The organism is Kitasatospora sp. NPDC054768 (assembly GCF_053612025.1).
The window spans coordinates 1-11,377 of the sequence record NZ_JBSHBN010000053.1; the positions used below are offsets into that span (position 1 = coordinate 1).

Here is an 11,377-nt window from a genome sequence, read left to right on the forward strand (position 1 = left end):
ACTCTGGGGGGGTCTCGGCCGGGTGGCTCGGAGGGCCCGCGCGGTGTTTCCGCGGGGGCCGCCGCTCATGCACTCATGCGCTCATGGCCGACGGAGCGTCAGCGCAGGCTGCTGTCCATCGAGTTGAGCATCGTGCCGGAGGCGTCGTCGTTCTCCAGGGAGAAGGCGAACAGCCCGCCCAGGCCCTTGCTCTTGGCGTAGGCCCCGCGCGCCTGGACGGCCTGCGGAGTGTCGCCGGTCCAGAAGTTGGTGCCGTCGTAGACCCAGCTGCTCCCGGTGACCGGGTCCCAGTGGGTCTGCGCCGCGGTCGGGTTGAGCTCCTTCCAGGCGGCCAGGCCGGCCTCCTGGCTCAGCGGCTTCTTCGCCGTCGGGCCGGTCGCGCTCTGGTACAGGCCGTAGTTGGAGCCGGCCGGGACGCCGGTCCAGCCGCGCCAGTAGAACGGGATGCCCAGCACGATCTTGTTCGCCGGGAAGCCGCCGGGGATGCCGTACTCGGGCAGGCCGGTGGTGTACGCGGCGATCGTGGTGTCCACGTTGTACTTGCGGGTGCCCGGGGTGATCGGTGTGGTCGGGTCGGCCGGGCTGTCGTGCAGCGGGTCCTGGTGGTTGGTCGGGCCGGTGGCGTCCCACGCGCCGTGCATGTCGTAGGACATCACGTCGGCGTAGTCCAGGTAGGCGCCGATCTTGTCGGTCTCCAGCTGGGCGACCTTGTCCTGGCCGCTGGGCAGCGCGGCGGTCAGCAGGTACCGCTTGCCCTGGGCGGCGCCGAGGGCGTCCAGCTGGGTGCGGAACTCCTTGAGCAGCAGGGTGTAGTTCTGCTTGTCGGCCGCGGAGTAGTGGTTGCCGGTGTGGCCGCCGGCCGAGCCCGGGTACTCCCAGTCGAGGTCGACGCCGTCGAAGAGGCCCGCCGCCGAGGCCGGGCCGCCGGAGGCGTCACCGGCCACGCCGGTCGGCAGGTTCCCCTTGAGGAACATGTCGACGCAGGAGGAGACGAAGGCCTTGCGGGAGGAGTCGGTGGCCGCCGCGTCGGAGAAGTACTTGGAGTACGTCCAGCCGCCGATCGAGATGGTGAGGCGCAGGTTCGGGTACTTGGCCTTCAGCTGCCGGAGCTGGTTGAAGTTGCCCTTGAGCGGCTGCTCCCAGGTGTCGCTGCTGCCGTCCACACTGGTGCCGGCGCCGTAGTCGGCCTGGTAGTCGGCGTAGGCGTCGCCCGCGCCGTCACCGGCGTTCGGGTTGGACTCGTTGGCCGAGTCGGAGGCCTTCACCGCCTGGAAGCAGGTGAACTTCGTGGGGTCGATGTTGGCGAACGCGTAGTGGACGACGTCCAGCTTGGCCGCCGCGCCGCTGGTGTCGACGTTCTTCGCGTTGTACGCGTTCTCGTAGACGCCCCACTGGTCGAAGTAGGCCGAGCGGACCGGCTGCTGGGCCGGGGCGGCCGCGGTCGTGGTGCTCACCGGGGCGGACTGGGCGGAGGCGTGGCTGCCGGAGTAGCCCTGGACGCTGAAGGTGTAGCTCTTGCCCGGCAGCAGCGAGCTGACCGCGACGGAGGTGCCCATCGAGGTGGCAACGAGCTGGCCGTTGGACCACACCTTGTAGGCGACGGCGCCGTCACCGCTGGTGAGGGTGGAGGGCTGCCAGGTGAGCACCACCGCGTTGGACGTCGTCCTGGTGACCGCGAAGCCGGTCGGGGTGGTGACCTTGCCGTCCCCGGCCGGGCCGCTCGCGGTGGCCGTCGGGGTCGGGGTGGTGGTCGTGGGGGTGCCGGTCGGGCTGTTGGTCGCCGTCGGGCTGCCGGTGGCGGTCGGGCTGCCGGTCGCCGTGGGGCTCGCGGTCGCGGTCGGGCTGGCCGTGGCGGTCGGACTGGTGGTGGCCGTGGCGGTCGGACTGGTGGTGGCCGTGGGGCTGGCGGTCGCGGTGGGCCCGGCCGGGCCGGTCAGGGTGAGGTCGTCCGCGTAGTACGTGCCGGTGCCGTACCAGCCGTGGGTGAAGACCGTGACGGAGGTCGTGGTGGCACCGGTGGTGAAGGTGGTGCTCAGCTGGTTCCAGCCGGTCCCGCCCGGCGTCCACACCGAGGAGTTGACGCCGGTACCGGTGGCGCCCAGGTAGACGTAGCTGCCCTGGACCCAGCCGGCCAGGGTGTACGTGGTGTTCGGCTGGACGGCGACGGTCTGCTGGCACTGCGCGGTGTCGGCGGCCGAGGCGGCGCCGCTGAGCGCGCGGCTCCCGCCGTGCACCGGGGTGGTGACGACGGACCCGTTGGAGCAGGTCCAGCCGGCCAGGGTGCCGGTCTCGAAGTCGCCGTTGGCCAGCAGGTTGACCGGGGCGGCCGAGGCGGAGCCGAAGGTCAGGGCGATGGCGGCGCCGCTGGTGGTCAGGGTGGCGGCCAGGGCCAGCGCGGTGGCCCGTCTGCGCTGGGCGGCCCGGCGGCCGGCACGCTCCCCGGCGGGGTTGGCGGGCCGTGCGGGCATGACGCGATCGTGCATGCGGTGGGTCCTCCGGATGTGTGGGGGTTCCGGCGGTGCGGTGGCCCGGACGGGCCGAGGGGAGCCGGCCCGGGCGCGGTGGGGGCGCGCGGGCTGGTGACACGTGCTGACGAGCGGTGCGCGGACACGACGGGCGGTCGGCCCGTGCACGTCACGACTGAACAGATTGGACTGGACCAATATTCGCCGTCAAGGGTGTCCGCCCGCTGGACCGCCTCCGGCCCCGGCGGCGGCGGCCCCGGACAGCGGCGGCCGGGGTGGCGCGGGCCCGGTAGGTTGGCCGGTACGAGCAGGCCCGTCGAACGCAGGAGGCGCGATGGACAGCCAGGACTGGGACGACCGCTACGCCGCGAGCGAGCTGGTGTGGGGCACGGCGCCCAACCAGTGGGTGGTCCGTGAACTGACCGGCCGCACCCCCGGCCACGCCCTCGACCTCGCCGCCGGAGAGGGCCGCAACGCCATCTGGCTGGCCGCCCAGGGCTGGGAGGTCACCGGACTGGACTTCTCCGCCGTCGCCCTGGAGCGCGCCGAACGGCTCACCGCCGACCTGCCCGACGAGGTCGCCGACCGGCTCACCTGGCGCCACGGCGACGCCCGCGCCTTCGAGGCCCCCGCCGCCGGCTACGACCTCGTCCTGGTCGCCTACCTCCAGATCCCGGCCTCGGGCCGCCGGGCCGCTCTGCGCCGCGCCGCCGACGCGCTCGCCCCCGGCGGCACCCTGCTCGTCATCGGGCACGACCTGAGCAACCTCACCGAGGGCGTCGGCGGCCCGCAGGACCCGGCCGTGCTCTTCACCCCCGAGGACGTCCTGGCCGACCTCGCCGACCGCGGGCTGCGCCCCGTCCGGGCCGAGCGGGTGCACCGTACGGTCGGCGGCGAGCCCGGGCGCAAGGGCGGTGAGGCCGGCGCGGGCGGACGGGTCGCGGTGGACGCGCTGGTGCGGCTGGAGCGCGGCGCCGGGTGACTCCCGGCCGCCGGCCCTCGGGGAGGCCGGCGGCACCTGCCGTCCGGCGGAGCCCGGTCCGCCCGGCGGCGTACGACGGCTGACGAGGCGTCAACTAGCGTGTGAGCCATGAGGATTCGCGTGCTTCCGGCGACCGTGGCCGCCGCGTTGCTGCTGACCGGTTGCGGTGGTGCGGGTCCGGGCTCCGGCTCCGCCGACGAGGAGCGGCCGGGGCCCGGACCGGCCGGCGTGTCGCCGACCGGCCCGCCCTCGGCCGCCGTGCCCTCGGTGGCCGCGCCCTCGGGCAGTGCGCCCCCGGCCGGTGCCGAGCGTCGCGCCGACGGCGCCCAGCTGCTCTACCGCGCCGGGGGCGGCCGCAGCGCGCAGAACCCGGCCTTCTCCCCGGACGGCCGCTCCGTCCTGCTGACCGAGTTCAGCGGGGGCTACAACAAGGGCGCCGCCGCCCTCGGCGTCCTGTCACTGGACGGCGGCGCCCCGCGCACGGTGCTGGCGGACCCCGACCGGGCGGCCGTCAACCTCCCGGGCGCCAGCTGGAACGCGGCCGCCGACGCCATCGCCTTCGCCACCGACCGGGAGTCCGGGCACGACGAGATCTGGCTGATGCGGCCGGGCGGCGCCCCCGAGCGGGTGACCGGGCACGCCGACGGCAGTGGCTACAGCGAGCCGAGTTTCTCCCCGGGCGGCGAGTGGATCGTCTTCCAGCAGAGCCGGGAGCCGGAGCACGCCGCCGTGCCGGGCGACGCGGCCGAACAACAGGACTCGCTCTGGAAGGTCCGCCGCGGCGGCGGCGCTCCCGTCCTGCTGGTGGACGGCCGGGGCACCGGCACCGACAACCGGCAGCCGAACTGGTCCCCGACGGGCGACCGGATCGTCTTCCAGCGGCGGAGCGCGGGCCGCGAGGACTGGTCGCTGTGGACGGTGGACCCGGACGGCGGCGGACTGCGGCGGGTCACCGGGGCGCCGGGCGAGCACACCGACCCGAGCTGGTCCCCGGACGGCCGCTACCTGGTCTTCTCCTCCACCCTGGGCGACCTGCCGAACGCCCAGGTCTTCGTGCTGGAGGCGGCCGGCGGCACTCCCGTCCGGGTGACCCGCGACGACGGCGCCTACGACGGCGCGCCGAGCTGGTCCCCGGACGGGCGGTGGATCGCCTTCGAGTCCGCCCCGGGCGGCGAGGCCGGCCCCGCCGCCCTCTGGCGCATCCCGGCGCCCGGCCCGGTGTCCGTCAGCCGACGGTGATCGTCACCACCGAGTACTGCGCGACGGTCAGCGGCACGCTGACCGTCCCGCCGGTGACGGTGTACGGGACGGCCTTGGGCGCCGGGTCGGTGCCGTCCGGACTCGCGACGGTGACGGCGGAGACGCTCGCCCCGGCCGGGAGGGCCCAGGAGAGCGTGCAGTTGGCGGGCGCGCTGCGGAACGCCGCCGGGGTGTCGCCGAAGTTGGTGAAGTTCACCAGGTGGACGACGGTGTCGGTGCCGAGCCGTCGGGCGTCCAGGAAGATCCGGCGGTCCCCGGCCAGGGTGACCTCCGGCGGGGCGGACTGGCGGACGGCGGTGAGCAGTTGGTCGGCCGAGGCCTGGTCGGTCCTGGTGAGGTAGCTCAGCCCGGGCAGCGCCTTGACGTACCAACAGCTGCCGCTGCCGTAGGAGTTCTGCCTGGTGGCGGGCAACGGGTCGGCCCTGCGCAGGCCGAGCACGTCCGAGAGCGCGAACTCGCTGCGCTGTCCGCCCAGTTCGTCGAGCGCGGTGGGTGCCGGGCCGGTGATCACGATCGTCCCGCCGGCCGCGACGAACCCGCGCAGCAGCGCCGCCTCGGCGTCCGAGACCGCCTGGAGGTTGGGCAGCAGCAGGACCTTGAACCGGGCCAGGTCGTCGGCGGTCAGGCCGGGGCTGGGCACCGTGTCGAACGGGACGTGGGCGTAGACCAGCGCCTTGACGGTGCCCCGGAACTCACCGAGCCAGGGCAGCGAGGCGCAGCTCATCTCCGGGTCGTCGCCGCCCCACCAGTCGGCGATCCCGGCCGGGGCCGTGGCGTTGACGTACATCCCGTTGCCCTCGCCGGGGGACACGTAGTCCCGGGACGGCGCGGAGTGGTAGACGCCGACCCGCGCGATCGACACCGGGTCGTAGAGCCTGGTCTGGTTGGTGCGCACGAAGCGGTACATCCGGGTGCGCATCGCGGCGTCCACGGTGTCGTTCTTGAACGGGGTCTTCACCTCGTACGGGTTGCAGCCGGCCGCGATCAGCTGGGACATCACCAGCGAGGCGTCGTCGGCCTGCCAGCCGTAGGAGAACGCCCAGGCCGGCTTGGTGCCGCTGGCGGCGCGGGCGTACTTGTACATGGAGATCAGGCAGACCCAGTCGGCGGCGGTGGCGTGCCGCATGCCGTCGTAGTTGCCGAGGATGTCCACCTCCCAGACCTGGCCGACGGCGCCGGGGGCCTGGCGCAGGTAGCCGCCGTCCAGGCCGATCGAGGTGGCGTAGCGGTAGTCCATCGACACGGTCTCGACGAAGGTGACCAGGTCGGGGTTGACCGAGCGGCCGGCGTCGGCGATGTCCAGCTGGAACCGGAGCAGGTTGCGGTGGCGCCACTCGACGTAGCGGCGGAAGACCGGGTCGGCGAAGTTCGCGGCCTTGGGCAGGGCGAGGCCGGTGTCGGCCTTGAACGCGGCCGCGCCCCAGGTGGAGGCGTCGCACCAGGAGAGCACGCCGTCGAAGTAGATCGGGACGTCCGGCCAGATGCCGTCCACACCGGTCGCGGCCACGCCCTTGATCCGCTTGAGGTAGTAGTCCCGCCAGGGCGAGTTGGGGCTGAGCCAGACGCTCTCGTCGCCCGGGTCGACCCAGACCACCACGCTGCCGTAGAACACGTTGGGCTTGCCGGCGAGGTCGCGCTGGACCCAGTTCTTGCCCTGGTCGTTCTTGTAGAAGGAGCGGCCCTTCTCCCCGCCGGGGGAGATCAGCTCCAGCGACGGGTAGTACATGACGACCTTGAGGCCGGCCGCGTGGGCCAGGCCGGTGAACTGCTTCACCTCGGCCATGTGGGCGGCGAACTGGGCGTCGGTGAGCCAGTCGGAGAGCAGGGTGTCCAGCTCGATGACGCTGACCTCCTGCGCCTTGAGGGCGTCCACGGCGCTCTGCATGTCGGCGGGCTCGTTGAAGGTGCCGTCGGCGATGCGGGCGTAGCGGGCCCAGTCCGGCCAGGTCTGCGCGGCGGCTCCGGCGCGCAGCCCGGCGTGGGAGGACGGCCAGAGGCCGTCGTACTGCGCCGTGCCGAAGTCGCTGTCCGGTGCCGGGGCGGCCCAGGCCGTGCCGCCGGGCAGCAGCCGGACGGTGGCCAGCGCGCCGCCGGCGCCGAGGCCGGCCCGGAGCAGCCGGCGCCGGCCGAGGCGGGGTCCCTCCGGTCGCTGCGGTGTTGCGTGCTGTCCGGTTCCGTCGTGCCGTTCGGTTCCTTCGTGCTGCTCGGGCATGGTGGTCCCCCCAGCGAGAGCGGGCGGCGCGCGTCGGCACGGCCCGGGAACGGTCGTGAGCACTGCGAGTCGTGGGTACTTCTCCGTCGTGGGCACGGTGAGGCGTGGGCACCGCGATCGGCGCGTGGACGGCGCGTCGGTGCTGCCGGGCGCCGTCCCGGGGCCGACCCTAGACCGTGTGCCGCCCCGGCCGTCCGGTCGCGGTCCACGGTTACGCCAGACGTCGGACCGCCGGTTCCCTCAGTGTGCGGACCGTTGTCGGGGTGAGGTCCGGGGGAGTACGGGGTACAGGTGCTCGCAGGGCACCGTCGATGATCATAAATTCTCTACAGTGCTGTAGATTCGCGGCACGGACGGTGGCAGAACGGAGGAGGACGCGATGAGCGTTTCGCTGGCCAAGGGGCAGAAGATCAGCCTGGAGAAGCCGGGGGGTGGGCAGCTGAGCCTGGTCCGGATGGGCCTCGGCTGGAAGGCGGCGGAGCGCAAGGGCTTCCTCGCCAAGCTGCTCGCCGCCGGCCGGGAGATCGACCTGGACGCCTCGGCGGTGCTGTTCGCCCAGGGGCGACCGGTGGACGTGGTGTTCTTCCAACACCTCAACAGCAACGACGGTTCGGTCCGGCACAGCGGGGACAACCTGGTCGGCGGCGCGGGCGACGCGACCGACGACGAGTCGATCACGGTCAACCTGACCACCGTCTCCGCCGAGGTCGACCAGATCGTCTTCACCGTCAACTCCTTCACCGGGCAGACCTTTCAGGAGGTCGAGGCGGCGTTCTGCCGGCTCGTGGACGAGACCACCGGCGTCGAGCTGGCGCGCTACACGCTCACCGGCGGCGGCCCGTACACCGCGCAGATCATGGCCAAGGTGCAGCGCACGGAGACCGGCTGGCAGATGGCCGCGATCGGCCAGCCGGCCAGTGGGCGTACCTTCCAGGACCTGATGCCGGAGCTGGTCAAGCACCTCTGATCGCCCGTGGCGGGTTCCGGCGCCCCGGCGTCAGTCGATGTCGCGGCGCCGGAACCCGACCAGGGCCAGGGCGATCAGGGCGGCCGCGACCAGGGTGAGCACGGCGAGCGGCGTCCAGTCCATCGCGGCCGCCGGGAGCCGGGGCACCCGGCCGTACGGGGAGAGCCGCTCCAGGCCCGCGGGGAGGTCGAGCAGCGGGCCCAGGTAGCCGATCACGAAGGCGTACCCGGGCACCAGCCAGGCCAGCGGCGCGGCCCGGGGCAGCCAGCCGTACACCGCGGCGGCGAAACCCACCGTCACCCACTGGGCCGGCGCGAAGGCCAGTGCCGCGCCGGTCAGCCGCAGGAACGCGCCCCCGTCGCCGCTGGACAGCGCCCCGGCCAGGCCGAAGCCCACGCCCGCCGCCAGCAGGACGGCGGTGGAGCCCAGCAGGGCCGCCGCCAGGTGCCCGCCCAGCCAGGCCGACCGTGACACGCCGGTGGCCAGCACCGGCACCGTCCGTCCGGCGCTCTCCTCGGCACGCGGGCGCAGCGTGGCCAGCACCGCGTGGACGCCGCCGAGCACGGCGACCACCAGCATGGTCAGCGCGGCGTAGGAGTCGGCGAGGGTGTGTCCGCCGAGCCGCTCCAGCGCCTCCCGGATCCGGTCGACGTCCCCCAGCATCGAGTCGGCGTCGCCGAGCAGCGAACCGTACATCGCGCCGACCAGCAGCAGGGCGGCCGCGAAGCCGCCGAACAGACCGCGGTGCAGGCGCAGCGCCAGGCCGAACGGGGTGCCCAGGGCCGGGCCGCCGGTGGCGGGGCCGGGACGGGCGGCGCGCAGGCCGGCGCCGTGGTCGCGGCGGCTGCTGAGCGCGAACCCGGCGGCGGCGGTCGCGGCGGTCAGGGCGAGCGCGGGCAGCAGCGGCCACCAGCGGTCGTCCACGAAGGGGTAGCTGCGCTGCAGCCAGCCGATCGGGGAGGCCCAGGAGAGCGCGCCCGAACCGGCGTCCCCGGCGGCGCGCAGCGCGTACGCGCCGCCGAGCACGGCGAGGGCGAGCCCGGAGGCGGTCCGGGCGTGCGCACCGAGCTGGACGGTGACGGCGGCCACCGCGGCGAACAGCAGCCCGGCGAGGGCGGTCGCGGCGCCGTACAGCGCCGATCCGCCGGCGGTGAGGCCGGGGACGCCCAGCGCGGGCAGGCCGGCCGCGAGCAGCAGGCCGAGCGCGAGGTCGGCGACGGCGGCGGTGGCCAGGGCGGCGGCGAGCGGGGCGTGCCGGCCGACGGCGGCCGAGCGGAGCAGTTCGGCGCGGCCGCTCTCCTCCTCGGCCCGGGTGTGCCGGGTGACGGTGAGGACGCTCAGCAGCCCGGCCAGGACGGCCAGCAGACCGAGCATCCGGTGGCCGAGCATGGCGCCCCAGGTGTAGTCGGCCAGGTAGTGGGCCGGTCCGCTCATCGCGAGCATCGCCGGGTTGTCCGAGCCGTGGGCGATGGAGGCGCGGTCGGCGGCGGTCGGGTAGAGGGTGTGGACGCTGTTGGCGGTGGACAGGGTGACCAGCCAGAGGCCGAGCACCCAGGCGGACAGCCGCAGCCGGTCGCGGCGCAGGGCGAAGCGGAGCAGCGCGGTGGTGCCGGCCAGGGTGGTGCGGGTCGCCGTGCGGCGAGGGGCGGCGGCGCGGCCGGTGGCCGGTTCGGCGGCGGTGGCGGTCATCGCAGGGCCTCGCCGTCGGCGCGGTGCCCGTCGGCGGCCGGCTCGTCGCCGTAGTGGCGCAGCATGAGCTCCTCCAGCGTGGGCGGGTGGCTGAGCAGGCCGCGCAGTCCGGCCGCGCTCAGGAGCCGTACCGCGGCGTCGAGTTGGGCGCCGTCCACGGCGAACCGGACCCGGTCGCCCTCGGTGTGCAGGCCGTGCACGCCGGTCAGCGCCTCCAGTCCGGGGACCGGGCGCAGGGTCCGGGCCTCGACGGTGGTGCGGGTGAGGTGGCGCAGCTCGTCGAGGGAGCCGCTCTGCACGACCCGGCCGTGCCGGACGATGCTGACCCGGTCGCCCAGCTTCTCCACCTCGTCCAGGATGTGGCTGGAGAGCAGGACGGTGCGGCCGTCCTCCTTGGCCCGGCGCACGACGTCCTGGAAGACCACCTCCATCAGCGGGTCGAGGCCGGAGGTCGGCTCGTCGAGCAGCAGCAACTCGGCGTCGGAGGCGAGCGCGGCGACGATGGCGACCTTCTGCCGGTTGCCCTTGGAGTAGCTGCGGCCCTTCTTGGTCGGGTCGAGGGCGAAGCGCTCGATCAGCTCGTCGCGGCGGCGGCGGTCGAGCCGGCCGCGCAGCCGGGAGAGCAGGTCGATGGCCTCGCCGCCGGTGAGGTTGGGCCAGAGCTCGACGTCGCCGGGCACGTGGGCGAGGCGGCGGTGCAGCTCGACGGCGTCGTGCCACGGGTCCTTGCCGAGCATGCGGGCGCTGCCGCCGTCGGCGCGCAGCAGGCCGAGCAGGACGCGGATGGTCGTGGACTTCCCGGATCCGTTGGGCCCGAGGAAGCCGTGGACCTCGCCGGTCTCGACGGTGAGGTCGAGGCCGTCCAGCGCGGTGGTCCGGCCGAAGGTCTTGCGGAGGCCGGACAGGGTGATGGCCTTGGTCATGGTTGTGAAGCTATCGTAATTTCAGAAAAACGTGAATATTGGGAAGCGTTAAAGTTCGACAGGGACGAGTGATCACCGGAAAGGGGCTCAGGGTGGTGCAGGGAACGAAGGGGCCGGGGGAGCCCGAGGAGGAGCGCGAGGACAAGGCGCTGTCGGACTTCGTCGAGCGCTTCGCCGCGGAGCTGGTGGTCGCGGGCATGGGCCGGATGCCGTCCCGGATCTTCTCCTGCCTGATGGCGGAGGAGAGCGGAGTGCTCACCTCCGCCGAACTCTCCGAACGGCTGCGGATCAGCCCGGCGGCCGTGTCCGGCGCGATGCGCTACCTGATCCAGGTCGGCCTGGTCGCCAAGGAGCGCGAGCCCGGCTCCCGGCGGGACCGCTACCGGGTGCTCAACGACGTCTGGTTCGAGTCGCTGACCCGGCGCGACGAGATCATGCTGCGCTGGATCCGGGTGCTGCGCGACGGCGAGGCCACCGTCGGCGCCGGCACCGTGGCGGGGGATCGGCTGGCGGAGAGCGCAGCCTTCTTCGAGTTCATGATCGACGAGCTGCACGGGATGCTCGGCCGCTGGCGCGAGCACCGCGCGGCCGGTACGCGGTAGCGGGTCGGCCCGGCGCGGAGCGTCGGCACGGGGTGCGTTCTGCGGCGGGAAGACCGCGCTCACCGGCCCGGTGGAGATCCACCCCCGCGCCGGGGAGCCGCTGCCGACGGTCGGTCGGTGCTGCTCGGTGTTCGACTCCGGGGGCCGGGACGAGGCCGGGAGGTCGCGACAAGCCGGGGCGGGGCCGTCCGTGACGAGCCGTGGGGGGCGGGTAGCCGGTAACAAACCCGCCCCACGGGTCACAAAGTAGGGGGCGCCCCACGGGCGCAAGGGGAAC

The 11,377-nt window shown here is 74.1% G+C and carries 8 protein-coding genes; 4 read left to right on the forward strand and 4 right to left on the reverse strand.

Annotated features, from left to right (window positions below):
• Positions 1–98: 98 nt before the first annotated feature.
• Positions 99–2,483: a glycosyl hydrolase family 18 protein gene (locus tag ACWGKU_RS17995; protein WP_452177692.1), complete on the reverse strand. Its 2,385-nt coding sequence runs from the start codon at positions 2,481–2,483 to the stop codon at positions 99–101.
• Positions 2,484–2,799: 316 nt separating this feature from the next.
• Here ACWGKU_RS17995 and ACWGKU_RS18000 point away from each other — a divergent pair, with 316 nt between their 5' ends.
• Entirely contained in the window at positions 2,800–3,447 is a 648-nt protein-coding gene (locus ACWGKU_RS18000) for a class I SAM-dependent methyltransferase (RefSeq protein ID WP_452177691.1), read from the forward strand.
• A gap of 108 nt (positions 3,448–3,555) precedes the next feature.
• A complete protein-coding gene (locus tag ACWGKU_RS18005; RefSeq protein WP_452177690.1) occupies positions 3,556–4,686 on the forward strand; it encodes a TolB family protein in 1,131 nt (376 codons plus the stop codon).
• On the opposite strand, the gene ACWGKU_RS18010 is transcribed toward ACWGKU_RS18005, so the two are convergent.
• Positions 4,673–6,919, reverse strand: coding sequence for a type 1 glutamine amidotransferase family protein (locus ACWGKU_RS18010; protein WP_401045821.1), 2,247 nt, complete (start codon positions 6,917–6,919; stop codon positions 4,673–4,675). The two genes, ACWGKU_RS18005 and ACWGKU_RS18010, sit on opposite strands and share 14 nt — an antisense overlap.
• Positions 6,920–7,298: 379 nt before the next feature.
• Here ACWGKU_RS18010 and ACWGKU_RS18015 point away from each other — a divergent pair, with 379 nt between their 5' ends.
• Positions 7,299–7,886, forward strand: coding sequence for a TerD family protein (locus ACWGKU_RS18015; RefSeq protein ID WP_359902675.1), 588 nt, complete (start codon positions 7,299–7,301; stop codon positions 7,884–7,886).
• Positions 7,887–7,916: 30 nt separating this feature from the next.
• Here ACWGKU_RS18015 and ACWGKU_RS18020 read toward each other — a convergent pair whose 3' ends face one another.
• Positions 7,917–9,575: an ABC transporter permease gene (locus tag ACWGKU_RS18020; protein WP_452177689.1), complete on the reverse strand. Its 1,659-nt coding sequence runs from the start codon at positions 9,573–9,575 to the stop codon at positions 7,917–7,919.
• Positions 9,572–10,498, reverse strand: a complete 927-nt coding sequence (locus tag ACWGKU_RS18025; protein WP_452177688.1) for an ABC transporter ATP-binding protein — start codon at positions 10,496–10,498, stop codon at positions 9,572–9,574. Before ACWGKU_RS18025 ends, ACWGKU_RS18020 begins: the two co-directional genes overlap by 4 nt.
• Positions 10,499–10,590: 92 nt before the next feature.
• Here ACWGKU_RS18025 and ACWGKU_RS18030 point away from each other — a divergent pair, with 92 nt between their 5' ends.
• On the forward strand, positions 10,591–11,100 hold the full coding sequence (locus ACWGKU_RS18030; RefSeq protein WP_401045813.1) for a GbsR/MarR family transcriptional regulator: 510 nt from the start codon (positions 10,591–10,593) through the stop codon (positions 11,098–11,100).
• Positions 11,101–11,377: the final 277 nt, after the last annotated feature.